This window comes from Paenibacillus sp. FSL P4-0176, from assembly GCF_037975265.1.
Taxonomy (GTDB): domain Bacteria; phylum Bacillota; class Bacilli; order Paenibacillales; family Paenibacillaceae; genus Paenibacillus; species Paenibacillus amylolyticus.
This window is the reverse complement of record NZ_CP150242.1, coordinates 191,522-207,947: the sequence shown is the minus strand read 5'-3', so window position 1 is coordinate 207,947 and position 16,426 is coordinate 191,522. Positions and strand designations below refer to the sequence as shown.

At 46.3% G+C, this 16,426-nt stretch carries 13 protein-coding genes and 1 other RNA gene; 1 reads left to right on the top strand and 13 read right to left on the bottom strand.

The genetic code is table 11. The features are described from left to right. Positions 1–33: 33 nt before the first annotated feature. The 10 genes from MKY95_RS01010 to smpB form a co-directional block, all read right to left on the bottom strand. Complete coding sequence (locus MKY95_RS01010; protein WP_036674723.1) at positions 34–1,347, bottom strand: extracellular solute-binding protein; 1,314 nt, start codon at positions 1,345–1,347, stop codon at positions 34–36. A 191-nt stretch (positions 1,348–1,538) separates the two neighbouring features. After that, positions 1,539–3,305 (bottom strand): response regulator, encoded by a 1,767-nt coding sequence (locus MKY95_RS01005; RefSeq protein ID WP_036674724.1) that lies wholly within the window; start codon positions 3,303–3,305, stop codon positions 1,539–1,541. Continuing rightward, positions 3,296–5,392 (bottom strand): sensor histidine kinase, encoded by a 2,097-nt coding sequence (locus MKY95_RS01000; RefSeq protein WP_256721349.1) that lies wholly within the window; start codon positions 5,390–5,392, stop codon positions 3,296–3,298. Before MKY95_RS01000 ends, MKY95_RS01005 begins: the two co-directional genes overlap by 10 nt. Positions 5,393–5,959: 567 nt before the next feature. Further along, complete coding sequence (locus tag MKY95_RS00995) at positions 5,960–6,322, bottom strand: hypothetical protein (protein ID WP_036616245.1); 363 nt, start codon at positions 6,320–6,322, stop codon at positions 5,960–5,962. Positions 6,323–6,430: 108 nt separating this feature from the next. Beyond that, entirely contained in the window at positions 6,431–7,138 is a 708-nt protein-coding gene (locus MKY95_RS00990) for a uracil-DNA glycosylase (protein ID WP_036674727.1), read from the bottom strand. A 131-nt stretch (positions 7,139–7,269) separates the two neighbouring features. After that, complete coding sequence (locus tag MKY95_RS00985) at positions 7,270–8,196, bottom strand: metal-dependent hydrolase (RefSeq protein ID WP_036674729.1); 927 nt, start codon at positions 8,194–8,196, stop codon at positions 7,270–7,272. A 545-nt stretch (positions 8,197–8,741) separates the two neighbouring features. Next, positions 8,742–9,314 carry a zeta toxin family protein gene (locus MKY95_RS00980; protein ID WP_036674731.1) on the bottom strand — a complete coding sequence of 191 codons (573 nt, stop codon included), beginning with the start codon at positions 9,312–9,314 and terminating at the stop codon, positions 8,742–8,744. After that, positions 9,307–9,504, bottom strand: coding sequence for a hypothetical protein (locus MKY95_RS00975; RefSeq protein WP_036674733.1), 198 nt, complete (start codon positions 9,502–9,504; stop codon positions 9,307–9,309). Before MKY95_RS00975 ends, MKY95_RS00980 begins: the two co-directional genes overlap by 8 nt. A gap of 87 nt (positions 9,505–9,591) precedes the next feature. After that, positions 9,592–9,956: a transfer-messenger RNA gene (gene ssrA / locus MKY95_RS00970) on the bottom strand. A gap of 590 nt (positions 9,957–10,546) precedes the next feature. Next, the gene (gene smpB, locus MKY95_RS00965) at positions 10,547–11,029 is read right to left on the bottom strand and encodes an SsrA-binding protein SmpB (protein WP_036616237.1); all 483 of its coding nucleotides are present in this window, start codon (positions 11,027–11,029) and stop codon (positions 10,547–10,549) included. Positions 11,030–11,086: 57 nt separating this feature from the next. On the opposite strand from smpB, the gene MKY95_RS00960 reads away from it, so the two are divergent. Continuing rightward, on the top strand, positions 11,087–11,287 hold the full coding sequence (locus MKY95_RS00960; RefSeq protein WP_143781149.1) for a hypothetical protein: 201 nt from the start codon (positions 11,087–11,089) through the stop codon (positions 11,285–11,287). A 2-nt stretch (positions 11,288–11,289) separates the two neighbouring features. Here MKY95_RS00960 and rnr read toward each other — a convergent pair whose 3' ends face one another. The 3 genes from rnr to eno all read right to left on the bottom strand — a co-directional run bounded on the left by rnr (position 11,290) and on the right by eno (position 16,376). Next, positions 11,290–14,085 carry a ribonuclease R gene (gene rnr, locus MKY95_RS00955; protein ID WP_036616234.1) on the bottom strand — a complete coding sequence of 932 codons (2,796 nt, stop codon included), beginning with the start codon at positions 14,083–14,085 and terminating at the stop codon, positions 11,290–11,292. Between the two features lie 560 nt (positions 14,086–14,645). Further along, positions 14,646–14,879 carry a preprotein translocase subunit SecG gene (gene secG / locus MKY95_RS00950; protein WP_036616231.1) on the bottom strand — a complete coding sequence of 78 codons (234 nt, stop codon included), beginning with the start codon at positions 14,877–14,879 and terminating at the stop codon, positions 14,646–14,648. Between the two features lie 210 nt (positions 14,880–15,089). Continuing rightward, positions 15,090–16,376, bottom strand: coding sequence for a phosphopyruvate hydratase (gene eno / locus MKY95_RS00945; RefSeq protein WP_036616228.1), 1,287 nt, complete (start codon positions 16,374–16,376; stop codon positions 15,090–15,092). Positions 16,377–16,426 lie beyond the last annotated feature (50 nt).

Here is a 16,426-nt window from a genome sequence, read left to right as displayed (position 1 = left end):
GCTTGCACGCACGTATACCTGCCTACCTGTTTTCTATAGACTTAGCTCTGTTGGTTTGAGCTGTGCCATCTGTTTGCAGAACTCTTCCGGTGTTACATCGCCAGCAAGCAGCTGGGCAATTAGGTTTTTGTGCGCTTCGGCAGACTCCGCAGGCAGAATGTTATCCCACCACGCGATGAATGAGGTCGCCGTTTTCATAATATCTGCCGCAGACAGATCAAGAGAGGACAGGCTGGATGTGTCGAGTGCATCGGTTTTCCAGCTTGGCAGACCCGCTCCAGCCAGGAAACCTTGCGTACCAAGCTGCTCACTCAGATACATGAGGAATTCCACGGCTTCCTTCGGATGTTTGGTATTCTGGTTGATGTAGAAACCATCGACGGCACCGCCGAAGATTTCGGTATTTGTGCCTTTGCCATCTTCAAATACCGGGAACGGAATCACTTTCACTTTTCCTTTGACTGCGGAGGACGGGTCCTCAATTCCTGCATTCACCCAGTTGGCCTGGAACATCATCGCCCCGTTGCCTGCATTAAATGCCCCAAGCATCTCGTCATAGCTCATGCTAAACATACTGCTGTTGAACGCTCCTGCTTGCGCAAGCTGTTGCATTTTGGTCGCGGCGGCAACAAAATCGGGCGAATCCCACTTTGACGGATCTTTAAAGGCTTCCATCACCGCAGCATTGCCTGCCTGACGCATCGCAATAATGTCGTACCAGTACATGCCCGGCCAGCGATCCTTTTCCCCAATCACAGCCGGGGTGATTCCTGCTGCTTTCAGCTTAGTGACTGCATCCAGCAGTTCGTTATATGTGGTCGGAATCTTGGCACCCGCCTGCTCGAACAATTCCGTATTCACGTAAAGGTTGGCGATATGGGTATACACGGGCAATGTGTAGATTTTGCCGTCCATATTGATGGCCTCCGCCATACCCGGTCCCATTCGTTCTTTAATATCGTCCGTCAGGTAACTTGAGATTTCCAGCACATTACCGGATTTGATGTATGGCTGCATGAAGCTGCCGCCACCCATGCCATAGAACAGGTCTGGCGCTTCACCAGCTGCAATTGATGTTTTGACTTTGGTTTTGTACTGTTCTCCTGTCGTGCCCGTGCGTTCAACCTGAATGTCTGGGTGCTCGCTGTTCCATTTCTCAACAATCTCGGGTAGTAACTTGGCCGAAGGATCGGTATTGCCGACCGATTGATCCCACAGCGTCAGCTTAATCTTGCCGTTACTTTCCCCCTGTGCTCCGCCGGACGAACCGGATGAACATGCCGCCAAACTGCTTACAATGCCCAGAGTCAGAATTAGACTTGCTGATTTTTTTAATAGCGCTTTCATCTCTATGGACCTCCCTATGCGTTTTAGTTGGTTATATCCCATATTTTAGGCAAACTGTGCTTTGTTCTCCATTTAGAAAACAGGCATCGATTTGTAATATTCGAACATATGTGGAACTGGAAGTGGAAGTGAGTTTACGCTCAAACCTTCTCTGCACTCCCCCACACTCCCCATTTTTGCATTCTCGTTTTTCAGGTTTTTACATTCCGATACTCATTCATGGATCGGCCGATATGTTTTTTGAACAAGACGCTGAAATAATGTGGGTCCGGGATGCCTACCTGCTCCCCAATCTCATACCCTTTCATATCCGTCTGTTTCAGCAGCATTTCAGCCTTCTTCATGCGGAGTTGAGTCAGATATTCCACAAATGTCTGCCCGGTTTCTTTTTTCATCAGCCGCCCCAGATGGCCCGAACTTACGTAAAAAGCAGCCGCGGTGCTGGAAAGCCCCACTTCCGCATTGCCCATGTTCTCTTCAAGATAAGCGATCACCCGGTCGATCAGATTACCTTCCTTGGCCTGTCGTTTGGCTTGTATGACATCCGATACCGTGCGGACATGCTGCTCCAGCATGCTTTTTAGTTCAGGCAGATGACCTGCTGTAAAAATGGCCGCAACGGCCTCTTTGTTCAATGCGTGTTCTCCCTCAAGTTGCTGCTCTATGGCGGCACGCTGGCACTCCGTAACCACATCCATGGCTGCCATCCGAAACTGTGAAACGTCCGAGAACGGCACTGACAGCATACGCTCCAGCAACAATACGGCTTCTTCCCCCGCACCAACACTGACGTAAAATTGCAGTTGTTGGAGCAGCTGAGCATCCGAGTGGTACCGCCTTTTTCCGCCTTCGATGACCAGATCCTCGAAGCAAATAACCTGATTTTTCCCCACAAACGCCTGATAATCGAGTGCACGACAAGCTTCCCGGTATCCCACACAGGCCCTTCCCCATCCTGATTGCCATTGCCCAATCCCTACGGTCACATCAACTTCACACCCTTCGAGCTTAAGTGTATGTTGAAGTTCTTCCTGAAGCTGCTGCACCTGATTGGAAAATTCCGTATCCGCACCAAGCGAGAGCACAACTATCCGGTTATGCGGGTCCATGACGATAATGGTTTGCGGATCCTGCGGATAAAATGCCTGCACCTGCTTCATGCCTACCATCCGCAGCAAAATATGTATTTCCTCGGCAGTATGTGGATGGGCTTCTGTCTGATGCTGGCTTAATTGGGGCTGACCGTGTTGTTGTTGGGGTCCTCGATGTGCTTCATGTGTTTGGAGTGTTTGGGGTGTTGGGTGATATGGTTCGGACAGATGTTGATATACCTCTGGTGCAGCTATCTTCGCTTGCGGTACAGCAACCTTCACCTCCATTACTGCGATGCGTGATCCTGGTTCGCCTGAAGAGATGGGAATACCGAAGAAACGCGCCTTCTCTTGTAGTTCATCCTCAGGTATCACATCACTTAACCATTGATTTACAAATCGCTCCCTGAGATAAGGCAGGCTCTGCTTCATCTCCTCTCGCAGCTTCATCAGCTCGTACTCACGCCCCATCTCCTGCTCGATTGCCACTCGCAGCTTCGCCGTAACCTGTAATAACTCAAAAGCACGAATGGGTTTCAAAATAAAATCGGATATGCCCAGCTTCACACTCTGACGAGCATATTCAAATTCATCATGTCCCGTCACAACCACGATTTTTAAGTTCGGGTAACGCTCCATGAGGATACCGCTCAGTTCAATGCCGTCCATCTTGGGCATGTATATGTCCGTGAACACGATGTCCGGGCGCAACAGCTCGACCTGTTCCAAAGCCTCTGCAGCATCGGAGGCCTCGCCAATGATGCTCATGCCTTGCTGCTCCCAATCGATACGCATACGCAGCAGATTTCGGATGAGGTACTCATCATCCACTATCAATACCTTTAATGGTTCCACAGTTAATTCCATGATTCATCGGCTCCCTTCGGGATCGTTATGATAATGGTTGTTCCTTTTCCAACCTCGCTCTGCAGCTTGAGTCCATCTTCTCTGTCATAAAAAATGCGAAGCCGCTCCATCGTCCCCCATAAGCCAAAGCTTGGATTGTGTTTAGCGTTATAGGTAGGATTAGAGGTATTAGAAGAGTTAGATGGGTTCGAGCGATTAGACCTGTTCATTTCTGTGCGTTGAACCTGCTGCACTTCTTCCTCGGACATGCCGACTCCGTCGTCAGTGATCGTTAGAAGTACCCCTTCCTTGGATCGACGAGCTTGAATGCGTATCGTGCCTGGACTGCTTTTAGGGCGTATGCCATGATATAGCGAATTTTCCACCAGCGGCTGGAGCACAAGCTTGGGAATCATCACTCGCTCACAATCTGGAGCAATATCGTACTGCACCTCAAATACACCGGGGTATCGTACCTGCTGGATCGTCAGATAATTGCGTACAATCTCAACCTCCTCGTGCAGTGTAATCAGTTCACGCCCTTTGCTGACACTCAGCCGATAATAACTTCCGAGCGCTTCTAACAGCTCACATACCTTATCGTTCATGCCCGACATCGCCAGGGAGGTAATGGAATCAAGTGTGTTGTATAGAAAATGCGGCTTGATCTGCGCCTGAAGTGTATTCAGCTCTGCTCGGCGAATCGTCTGCTGCTCCTGAATGATGCGTTTCAACATCTGGTCAATCTGCTCAATCATTTGGTTGTATCCTCCATATAGCTGTGCGAACTCGTAGCTGTTCAGCTCAACCGTCACTTTGCGGAAGTTGCCGCTTGGTGCTTTCTGCATGGAGCGAAGCAGCTTGTGAATCGGCTTAATGACGCTGCGCGAGATGATGAATGAACTGACAAAAAAGACAGTCCCGTTTACCGCCAGTAGGATCAGCGCAAGCATCACCATGGATTTATTGCGGGTATCGGTAGCCTGGTATGGGCTCATGCTGATGAATTTCCACTGATCATCACCAGACGAACGATAGGTAACCGCATATTCCTGACCACCCGATTGCAAGGTGATGAAGCCGAAGGATTGCTCTTGAAATGTTTGTTTTAACTTGGCCTGATTGGCCTCTAACATCTCGTGCATCCCTTCCTGTCCAGAAGCCACAGATATGGATTCGCCGGATACAGCAGGCACGGCCTTCTTTCCATCGGTAGCGTTGGTTGCAATCACCCGCTGATGCTCATCCAGGATGGCCACCTGAAATGAATCCGGTGCAGACAGGTTGGCATAGGCTTGAGCAATGGATTTTCCCTTGATGTTCATGACCAGAAATCCAAGCGGAGACGTATCATCCAAATCCCGAATGAGGCGAATAAACGACACCACCTCTTGCCCATCCTTATCCCCCGTCGCCGAGACTCCGCTGTCGTTGTTGCCACCATTCAGCCTGAGCAGATATCTTCCGTTATGCTTCAGTGCCTGTTCGTACCACGGCGCTTCCTTCACATTCGCTTCCATAAACGTGGGCCATTCCTGTGTACCAACCGAGAATCGGTGCCCCGAATTATCGTAAATATATACTGAATCGATAATTGGAACCGCTTGCATAAGATTGGTCAAATACGCGCTGACCTTGGACTGTGTCTGTAAATTGGAGTACACATTGCCCTGCCGCAGCAGGTTCTGCAAGTTGGGATCGGAAAAAATCATTTTCGAATAATTGTTCACGTTCTCGATCATCAGATTAACGTTGGTTTCAATGGATGTAATTGTTTGCAATGATGCTTCATTGATCTTTCGCTGCGCGTCACTTTCCGAGATTCGATTCAACACCAACGCACTGAACGCCACCGTTAGCAGAATAATGACAAAGTAAGCAAACGGGATTTTAAAAGCGAGTGTCTTGGGCTTGCGTTGAATGAACTCTTTGAAACGGGGAGTCCAATTGTTCTTCATTGCACCAATGTTCACTTTTGTATTTGCGTTTACTTCTGCATCGGTCTCAATATCTGATTGGGCTGTTGCTGTTGCTTTCGCTTCAATCGTGGCATCTTCTTCTGCTGCTTCTGTTGCCTCTGTTGTTGTATCCTTTGCTCTGTTTTGCATTGTAACCCTCCTTTGTTTCCGAGGTGTGATGGGTTTATCGGCTGGGATCGGATGACCTGTTGTGATATCCACCACTCTCTCGGATTTTATACAATTGTATATTATAGGACTGTGTATGGAGGAGGCTCAACTCTTTTTATCGCTTGGATATAGCTTGACTGAGTGAAGTGAAATGAGGCTTTGGGGATCTGATCGTGGTGAATGCTGCGGGTAGGGGCCCCTAATTGGAGCCGCAAGAAGTACTGCTTTATAAAATGTTGGAGGTACAGATAATAAGCTGTGGTTTGTGCCGGATGGAGAGTGAAGCGGGGCAGAAGCGGAGGGTCTGGATACACAAAAGACGATGATAAACGTCTACCTTGATATGTACATACTTTTGAGCAAAATTACAATATCTACGGGCATAATTCTTACTACTTACAGAGTGTTGATCGAGTGGTTAAGGTTGGGAAAATCCAATTATCGTTTTCTCGTATGATGAATTTAAGTGGGAAAAATGTCGGGAGCATACTGCCCTAGTGCAGGACAAGCATAGCGTTCGTTATGGTAAGAAACAACGAAGCGTGATCAAAGCGAGAATTCGGTAACGCCTTTTTTGGAGGCATATTTCAGCGTGTAGCTTCCTTCTGTGCCATATGGCATCGTAGCGATTTGGATGCGGGTATAATCCAACCGACTCTCTCTCAGCACTTTTTTAACTAGCGCTATGCTCCGATCTTCATCCGTTACCACACAGAAAATGTTCATTACATATTCCTTCGGATCAGCCATACGGCTGCCCAGGTCACATCCATCCACCTCTCCCAACTCCGCCTGGGTCAGAACGGTTTCCAGATATTCCATCACCTTTTCCTTCAACCAATGATCACGTTTGCTACCCTGCGCGCTCTTCAGCGGATATTGCACCACAAGCCAGTATTTTTCATTCATTTAGCTTCACCAACCAATCTTTATATGATAGGACATTACATTATGTGTAGGGCACTTGAACGATAAAAATGCATATGTCAGCCTTACATTTCTCCAGTTCAAAATGGGCTAGATCATTGACCTTACTGCTTTTTGAAATTGTACTGCCCTTCCATTTGCAGGATGAGGAACATGGTGATGTTTAATGAGTTGGGAGCTTAACGTGTCTGCTGACTTTCTGCCAATAGCCACGATCTGAGCATCAGGATTCAGTTGCATAAGCTGTCTGGCGAATACCACACCATCCTCCAACTCTGCCAAAGTCGGCGTTCGATTCGTCATCCTGTTTTCGGCAGATTGATAAGGATGAAAGGGATAGATGTTCCAAAATATAAAGTCCGTTGGTTTCCACCTTGAACTGGATAACACTTCGCCCCATATGATGGATGCTGTCGGTTCTGCGAAACCATACAGTGCCTGACTCCGGTTAGGTTTGGCGATATTGGGCAGGCTTGTTCGGACACCCGGATCACCTGCAAAAATCATCTGGTGATTCACCAGTGAGTGATTCCCGGTAACCATTCGCTCGGACGTCAAAGGTACGCCGGAGAACCTCGCCCCTTGATATCCCACGGCTTCAGCAATAAAAATGTACCGAGCCTTGGATATTCGTGGTTCCAAATACCTGACCAAATGTTCAGAACGAATCTTCACCGCTTCGGGGCCGATATCATAGCCCGTCACATAATCTCTCCAAGGATTAATCACATTTACTGGCGAGACATATGCTTGTATCCCTGCAACAAACTCGCAGATATGTTGCTGCGTTTCGCTCATGCTTTTTTGCCTCCTTTGGGAGATTACAGAGTAAATTAGGCTTGCATCAGCTTATTTTACAAAGATTATAGCATAAACAGAAAAACCACCAACCAGACCGCTGGTTGATGGTGGATAGAAACTGTAGAAAACTATTGCGGTATAACTTCTTCCCACTGACCATTGGTGGTTTCTTTGTAGGTAAGAAGGTTTCCATCATACTTTCCCTGAATAAAGTTAGAACCCGCTTCTTTCCATTCCTTAGTAACAGATATCACAACTTTAGAATCCTGTGAATTTATTGGAACATACTTTCCTCTTGATAAATTTATCTCAAAGGCTACTGGATAAAAATCGTACCAGAATAGTTTGTCTGATTTCTCTCCCAGTATACCCGCATCACCACCTTTAGAGAAATGAGGACTGATGACTCGAAACCTGAACTCTAACCACTTTCTGGGATCTAAAGGAAATTCATAATGACTATCGGGCTCCACTATAATGTATGACTTTTCAGGAACTGGGTGTTGAACTTGAACTTTATGCTCGATTATTTCTTTGGATATTATTCGAAAAACTAAATATACCAATATGAATAGTATCGAAGTAACTACGGGTAATTTAGGCTTGTTCCTCAAAAAAACACTCAATCCAAGACCAATAATTAATGGAAACCATATCCATGGATCTCCCAATGTAATGGCTCCCATAATATATGACTTATCGCTAAGGGGATAGAATGCTGGTAAATCATGTCCCATATAGTCTAAAAATAAGTGTCCAAACAAGACAGACAAAATAGAAGATCCCCAGATTAATTTGAAACTTGTCTTTTTATAGAACAGTTTTGTCAAATATGCTATTCCTAAAGCTAAAAGGGGTGTAAACAATATAGAATGAGACCACGGAGCTACACTTCTATCCCCAAAAATATCAGGAAATATTCCACACAGTGCACCCGAACATAGACATATCATAAGATTTTTCCATGTATCCCTTGGCAAAAAGCAGTATGCAATTACCGCCCCAAGAAGAGCATGTGATAGAACATGAAAAAACAAATATAAGTACGGATCCAAAATAACTACTCCTTTACTCTGTTATAGAATCAACATTGTGCTATGTAATGTTACACACTATAAAATTAGTTTTTCATAAAATAGACCCTGAGAGTCAAGCCTCTTCCAAAGATCTGCGGGGAGTAGTCTCAGTATGGATGTTACCTAATCTAATTTCTTAATACTAAATTCGAGCACAAATCAACGTAGGCTCCACAAAATAGAATCAACAAGCTATTAAAAATCCTCATAACAATGGATGGCCCGTATGTATTTTCTATTATCATAATTTGGTCTAGTTAAAGCAGGCTATAGATACCTATATACGTTTCAGAACCTAAATGTACCTGATATACTTTCTTAAAGCTTTTCGACCTACATATACCTCGATTCCCTCCATTTATATAATTTAGGTTATTATATCATAAAATAAAAATCCACCAACCAGAACAATGGTTGGTGGATTTTGCTTACTCTAATGGAGGTGAGGGGGTATCGAACCCATGTCCGAAGATAACGGAACAAAAGCTTCTACGGGTATAGTCACTGTTGTGATGTCCCGTGTATCAGTAACCCACAAGAACAGGATTAGCCCAAGCAGGTATGGACTCAACACAATAGATCAAATCACCCTGTATGATTTCAGCAACAATTAAAGGCTCGTATGTATTATCAATGATGATAACCCGATCTGCGATAGATAGAGCCGGTTTAAGGTTCTTCAAAGACTGACCATATCGATAACGAATGTCTTCTTCTGCAATCCAATGTCCACCTTGTTCAACACGAGAGGCAACACGATCTATATGCATTTGCACATCCTCAAGGCCGATATAGTATACGACAATTTCGTAACTGTTTTCTTTTGCAATTTCCATATGTTTTAAAACAAATGATCCGGACAATGTCGTTTCAATAGCGAAGTTTACACCACTTTTAATGAGAGATCGGATTCTTTTCACAGCTTCCCTGCCAGCAGACAGGTCAGCACTGCGCGGATTCTCTGGCTTCAACTCTCTTGCAATTTGATCCGGATCAACCAGTTCACCAAGCCACTCTCTCATTTGCATACTGAGTGTACTTTTCCCTGCTCCATTGGTTCCAGCAAATACCGTCATGACTGGTCTGATTTCACTCATGATACTCAAACTCCTGGCGTTTCCCAGTAGCATCAAATATAATTTCAAATTTATTACCCGCAGCATCCTCACGAACGCGTTTGTTATTCTTTATATAATAAATAGAGGCGCCTGATTCTTTAGCTTGTTTCCGTGCATGTTGACTTGCTTTGTTTAAAATTTCTTGGAGTTGTTTTCGATTTGTAAACATCCTGAGTCCCCCAATCTAAATTTCTGTTTATTATATCATAAACTAAAAAACCACCAACCAGATTTACTGGTTGATGGTTTTTGACTCTAATGGAGGCGAGGGGAGTCGAACCCCTGTCCGAAGATAACGACACATAAGCTTCTACGGGTGTAGTCACAGTTTTGATGTCACCCGAGTATCGCCCCGTAACCGGCTATACGTTGGGTCAGCCTGATTGTCTTCTTCAGCACACCCCAGGCGGAGATGTGACAGCGTATCCCACTACTAGTTAGCCCCTATCCCTGTCACATGGGCGATGCAGGGTAGAAGCACGCACACAGTTTCTTAGGCTGCGAAAGCGTAGTTTGTTTGTTGTTTGCCGTTTAATAGGCTTTAGCGTTGATAAAGCGGACGCGTCCCCACTACCCGCTACCCATGCTCGAACTATCCCCGTCGAATCCATAAACGCCCCCTCAATGAAGAAGGGCTCCAGGATTAATCCGTGAATACGGAGCAAAGGTGCTGCACATCTTTTTCCTCCAAGGTAAAAAGATGCTTCTTTCAAACTCGGCATTCCAGTCTGCTACATGAGTAATCATAACACAGGACACATCACCGAAATAGTACAGATTGCTGGAAGACATTCCAGCAGGCTGAGCATGTGTACAAGGTTATCCAATACAACAGGCTCAATCGTCTACATATTATACCGCGTCGCCAATCGGAAGTAAAGTTTACCCAGATCGGCTCACGAACAACTGTACCTTAGTATTTTACCCACGCGCCTGATAAACTACGCAACAGCTGATAATTTAAATTCATCACCGCACTCTCCATGCTCCTGGCAATTTTCTTAGTCACACACAACAAAAATCAGCCAACTGCACACTTCGGCTATTCACATCAAATCACCTTCCCCAAACACAAATAAAAAAAGCCTCAATCTTGCCCATTGCAGGACAAACCTTGAGACTCCTTAACTCATACATCAATCTTCCTAGCTTCATCATAAAAAAACTATCTTATACACTTAAAAGTAAAGCATTTACGCCCAGCGCTCCACTTAACGCGCAACCTTCTGCTTGTCGCGCAGTACCCGTTGGATATCACGTTGAGCATCGCGCTTCGCGGCAGTTTCACGTTTGTCGTATTGCTTCTTACCTTTACCCAGTCCAAGCAAAAGCTTTGCATAACCATTGCGGATATAGATTTTCAGCGGAACAATGCTGTACCCATCCTGTTTCGACAGCCCGAGCAGCTTGTGAATCTGCACTTTATGCATCAACAACTTGCGCGTACGTGTTGGATCGAGCGGATTATTTCGGTTCCCTTGTTCAAAAGGACTAATATGCATATTGTGAATATGAATCTCACCGTTTCGAATCGTGGCAAATGCATCACCAATATTCGCACGGCCGTTACGAAGAGATTTGATCTCCGTTCCGGTAAGCACCATGCCCGCTTCATACGTATCTTCAATGAAGTAGTCATGGGAAGCCTTTTTATTCTGTGCGAGCACTTTACTCTGTCCATCATTCTTGCCCATGTCCTCACTCCTTCTCCGTAAAATAAGCCGGTACCATGCTCTATAGCAGCGCACCCAATGTTGCACCAAGGTACCACGTGCCAGACCTTAATTGTAGCAAGTACGGCTGTTAAAATCAAGAAAGAGGCGACCTCTGCCGCCCCTCCTCATTACACCACTTCCAGACTGTGCGAAACAACACACCGGCTGAAGTGGGTATTTTCTCCAACGATTAACCTGAAGGAACGAATTGTAATCCATCTCTCCAAGTTACGTTAGCTTTATTTTTTCTTTTTCCGTACAAAAGCTGCCGTGCCGTTACCAGCTGCACTTTTGCTCTTCTTCCGCTTGCGTCGTGGTGCTCCGCTTTCCTGAGCGCCACCAGGAGTTGCATTCTCTCCAATAAATACGCCGCTTGGCGAAGTGTTTTTGCGCCCACTTCCGCCTTTGCCACCTTTACCGCCGCCCTTGCCGGACTTAAAGCTTCCTTCACCGCGACCGCTGCCGCTGTTCAGGCCACTTCCTTGTCCATCGGTTGAACTACTATCCGATCCACCCGATGTAGAGCTATATCCGCCTTTACCTGAGCCAAAACCAAAGCTCACCGCGCCTTTGCCCCGACCAGTTGATCCACCAGCATCACCAGCACGACGCTCACTTTTAGGTTTGCCGCCGCCTTTACCTGCGTAGCCACCAGATGAGCCTGCGCCCGCGCCTGCACTTGCTGCTCCACCGCGACCGCCACGTCCACCTTTGCTGCTTTCTTCCGTTGATCTGCCACCACGGCTGGCTCCAGCACCTGCCGAACTGCCTTTGCCGCCACGTGAACCGCCGAAACCACCCGGTCCACCCTTGGCACCGCCGCGACCGCCACCACTTGCTGGGCGTCCACCTTTACCGCCACGTCCGCCACCGAAGCCGCCAGGACGTTCACCGCGAGGTTTCATATCTACCATTTCAAAATCAATCGTATACTCTTCCATGCTTACACGTGCCACACGGATCTTCACTTCATCACCGATGCGGAAGACTTTCGAGGTACGTTCACCAATCAGAGCCATATGCTGATCGTCAAAATGGTAATAGTCGTCCGTGAGTGCGCTCAGGCGAATCAAGCCTTCAACCGTGTTTTCCAACTCAATGAACATACCAAAGCTGGTCACACTGCTGATCATGCCTTCGAACTCTTCGCCTACTTTGTCGAGCATGTACTCGGCTTTCTTCATTTTCTCCGTATCCCGCTCAGCTTCTACCGCCACACGTTCACGTTCCGAAGACTGCTGCGCAATATCGGACATACGTGCTGCCAAATACTCCTGACGGTTCTCCGGCAATGCACCATTATTTTCAATGACTTCGCGAATCACCCGGTGAATGACAAGATCGGGATAACGACGAATTGGAGACGTAAAGTGACTATAGAATTCTGCCGCGAGGCCAAAGTGACCCGACATTTCAGAGTCATACTTCGCCTGTTTCATGGAACGCAGCATCATCGTACTAATCACGGTTTGTTCTTTCGTTTCTTTGATATCCTCAAGCAACGATTGAAGCGCCCGTGGATGAATCGCATTGCCACGTCCTTTGACCTGGTGTCCAAAATTCGCCGCAAAGGCGAGGAAATTTTGCAGTTTTTCCTGATCCGGGTCTTCGTGCACACGATAAATGAAAGGAACCTTCAACCAGTGGAAATGCTCTGCCACTGTTTCGTTCGCTGCCAACATGAATTCCTCAATGATTTGCTCTGCAATCGAACGCTCCCGTTTTACGATATCTACCGGTTTGCATTCTGCGTCCACAATGATTTTGGATTCTTCAAAATCAAAGTCAACCGCACCACGGCGCATACGCATAGCACGCAGCTTCAAGGCAATCTCTTTCATCAGATGGAAATCATCTACCAGATCCTTATAACGTTCGAGCAATTCCGGCTCTTCACCTTCAAGGATTTTACGGACGTTGGAATACGTCATCCGCTCTTTGGTTTTGATTACACTCGTGAAAATATCATGTTTAACAACCTTCATCTGGTCGTTAAACTCCATCTCACAAGACAGGGTCAGGCGGTCTACCTGGGGGTTCAAACTACAGATTCCGTTGGACAGACGTTGTGGCAGCATAGGAATAACCCGGTCTACCAGATACACACTGCATCCACGGTTGTAGGCTTCCTGATCCAGCTTGGAATTCTCCTGCACATAATAGCCAACGTCGGCAATATGAACACCCAGACGGTAGTTCCCGTTAGGCAGTTTCTCTACATTTACAGCATCATCCAGATCCTTGGCATCTTCGCCATCAATCGTGACAATGTTAAGTCCGCGCAGATCACGGCGACCCTGTTGTACAATCTCTTCATCCGTGATGGAGTCGGGTGCTTTTTCCGCCTCTTCTACCACTTCATCAGGGAAAGCTTCAGGCAACTGATGCTTGCGAATGACGGACAAAATATCAATACCCGGCTCATCCTTATGACCGAGAATCTCGATCACTTCACCTTCGGCAGCCGCACGGCCCTCCGGATAGCTGACGATCTTGGCTACGACCTTCTGTCCATCAACCGCCCCAGCAAAGTTGGTACGTGGGATGAAAATATCGCGATTAATCCGTTTATCATCCGGAATGACAAATCCGTACACCTCATGGCTCTGGAACACACCAACGACTTGTGTCACAGCACGAGTAACAATACGGACGATCTCACCCTCCAAACGACCACCTGAAGGTCCTTGAGATGTGACTTTAACCAATACCGTATCACCATTCATCGCACTTTTCATATCATTGGCGTGAATGTACACATCCGGGTGCTCCCGATCCTCAGGGATAAGGAAAGCGAAACCTTTGGCGTGAGCCTGTAAACGTCCACGTACCAAATCCATACGCTCTGGCATGCCATAGCGATTGTTACGGGTCAGCAAAACTTTACCGGATTCCTCCAGCGTATTAAGCATAATCAAAAAGGCTTTGAAATCAGCTGCATCTTCAATAGCGAAGTGCTGTTCCAACTCCTGATAAGTCATAGGTTTATAAGCGGTTTCCCGCATGAAGTCGAGCAATTGTTGTTCTGTTATCATTAATATATTCACCTCGGGAAACATAAAAGTGTAAGCAAGTCTCATCTCTTTATGTATCGGAATTATTACCATTTTCATGCAATGCAATTTCACTGTTGTGAAGAGCGTAGTAGTGCAACCATACTATCTCATACCCTAGTATACACGAATTCAATCCGACCCATCCGTACCTCGCAAAAAAACCACAGTTCCCGGACGCTCCTCTAAAATCACGCTTTCACGTATCTATACAGACATTTTATGCGATACACGTGCTGTGCGCATCTGGCAAAGAACTACATCCGAAAATTTTCGTACACATGACATTCATTATAGGGAGTGATTTCGCGTAACGAATAAGCGAGGGACATACCATACATGATAGGGGTGTGTTGCATGTTAAGGAAGGAAAACCAAACAGAAGTGAGAAGAAGACCGAAAATCATGGAGTCTATAGATTAAATTGTTGGAAAAGTTTGGACGCGTAAGAATTTATTAAAAAACCCCCGTTTCTTCACGAAACGAAGGTTCATCAATTAAGCCATTAGCTTAAGCTATTCATTGAACAGCAGTTCCAATTCTTACTTGGAAACCACCGTAACAACGATAGACAAAATCATAAATCCTGCACCCAGTACCACCGTTGCACGTTGCAGGAAGAGATCCAATCCGCGCGCTTTCGTTTTACCGAAAAGATGTTCCGCACCACCGGAGATGGCACCCGCCAAACCAGCGCTTTTCCCGTGCTGCAGCAATACTACAGTGATTAGACCGATCGAGAAAACAACGAGCAGCAATTTCAAAGCAATATCCATTCTTTCCACCTCCTACCCATGTGGGCATACATCTCACCATAAAAACAGATACTTTAATTGTAACATAGCTATGGTTGTACTACAAGTAGTACAGTTTATACAATGCCCTAAATTTCACCATCGCGTGATGCTTACTTTATACCATTACTTCGTTGCAATAAAAAAGACAAGCCGGTTACCCGGCTTGCCTGTAAAAGCTGAATATCCAGCTTATTTTTTAAGGTTGTAGAATCCTTTAAGACCATTGTATTGAGCCAGTTCACCCAGTTGATCCTCAATGCGAAGCAATTGGTTGTACTTCGCGATACGGTCTGTACGGGAAGGAGCACCCGTTTTGATTTGACCAGCGTTAGTTGCAACAGCGATGTCAGCGATTGTGCTGTCTTCGGACTCACCGGAACGGTGGGAGATTACAGCTGTGTATCCTGCGCGTTTAGCCATTTCGATTGCATCGAATGTTTCAGTCAATGTACCGATTTGGTTAACTTTGATCAGGATGGAGTTACCGATACCTTCGTTGATACCTCTGCCCAGACGCTCAGTGTTTGTTACGAACAGGTCATCACCAACGAGTTGTACTTTGTCTCCCAATTTCTCAGTGAGCAATTTCCAACCATCCCAGTCATCTTCGGACATACCGTCTTCGATTGTGATGATTGGGTATTTCTCAACCCATGAAGCCAGAAGGTCAACATACTCAGCGGAAGTGTAAGATTTACCTTCGCCAGCAAGTGTGTACTTACCATCTTTGTAGAACTCAGTGGAAGCAACGTCCATACCCAAGAATACGTCAACGCCTGGTTTGTAACCAGCTTTTTCAATTGCTTCGATGATTGTAGTGATTGCTTCTTCGTTCGAACCAAGGTTCGGTGCGAAACCACCTTCGTCACCTACAGCTGTGTTCAAGCCTTTGGAGCTTAATACTGATTTCAAGTTGTGGAAGATCTCTGCACCTACGCGAAGAGCTTCTTTGAAGCTTGGTGCTCCAACTGGAAGAACCATGAACTCTTGAACGTCGATGTTGTTGTCAGCATGCTCACCACCGTTGATGATGTTCATCATTGGAACTGGCAATGCTTTAGCGTTGAATCCGCCCAGGTATACGTACAATGGCAGGTCCAGAGCGTCAGCAGCTGCGCGAGCTACTGCCATGGATACAGCCAGGATTGCGTTAGCACCCAGTTTACCTTTGTTTGGCGTACCATCCAAAGTGATCATCAATTTGTCGATACCCAGTTGATCCAATGCATCCATACCGATAACTTCTGGAGCGATTGTTTCGTTTACGTTTTTAACAGCTTGCAGAACGCCTTTACCGAGGTAACGGGATTTGTCACCATCGCGAAGCTCAACGGCTTCGTGGGCACCAGTGGATGCACCAGATGGAACGATTGCGCGTCCGATTGCGCCGGACTCCAGGTATACTTCAACTTCTACTGTAGGGTTACCGCGGGAGTCGAGGACTTCGCGAGCGTACACGTCAGAAATAATAGTCATTTGTGATAATCTCCTTTATAGTTGGGATTTAATTTTTGGACCAACTTGTG

Bases quoted from the DNA above. Each gene is read 5' to 3' on its own strand.
- eno (WP_036616228.1), bottom strand. From the start codon at position 16,376: ATGACTATTATTTCTGACGTGTACGCTCGCGAAGTCCTCGACTCCCGC.
- secG (WP_036616231.1), bottom strand. From the start codon at position 14,879: ATGGATATTGCTTTGAAATTGCTGCTCGTTGTTTTCTCGATCGGTCTA.
- MKY95_RS00960 (WP_143781149.1), top strand. From the start codon at position 11,087: ATGTTGCACCAAGGTACCACGTGCCAGACCTTAATTGTAGCAAGTACG.
- MKY95_RS01000 (WP_256721349.1), bottom strand. From the start codon at position 5,392: ATGCAAAACAGAGCAAAGGATACAACAACAGAGGCAACAGAAGCAGCA.
- smpB (WP_036616237.1), bottom strand. From the start codon at position 11,029: ATGGGCAAGAATGATGGACAGAGTAAAGTGCTCGCACAGAATAAAAAG.
- MKY95_RS00995 (WP_036616245.1), bottom strand. From the start codon at position 6,322: ATGAATGAAAAATACTGGCTTGTGGTGCAATATCCGCTGAAGAGCGCG.
- rnr (WP_036616234.1), bottom strand. From the start codon at position 14,085: ATGATAACAGAACAACAATTGCTCGACTTCATGCGGGAAACCGCTTAT.
- MKY95_RS01005 (WP_036674724.1), bottom strand. From the start codon at position 3,305: ATGGAATTAACTGTGGAACCATTAAAGGTATTGATAGTGGATGATGAG.
- MKY95_RS00980 (WP_036674731.1), bottom strand. From the start codon at position 9,314: ATGAGTGAAATCAGACCAGTCATGACGGTATTTGCTGGAACCAATGGA.
- MKY95_RS01010 (WP_036674723.1), bottom strand. From the start codon at position 1,347: ATGAAAGCGCTATTAAAAAAATCAGCAAGTCTAATTCTGACTCTGGGC.
- MKY95_RS00990 (WP_036674727.1), bottom strand. From the start codon at position 7,138: ATGAGCGAAACGCAGCAACATATCTGCGAGTTTGTTGCAGGGATACAA.
- MKY95_RS00975 (WP_036674733.1), bottom strand. From the start codon at position 9,504: ATGTTTACAAATCGAAAACAACTCCAAGAAATTTTAAACAAAGCAAGT.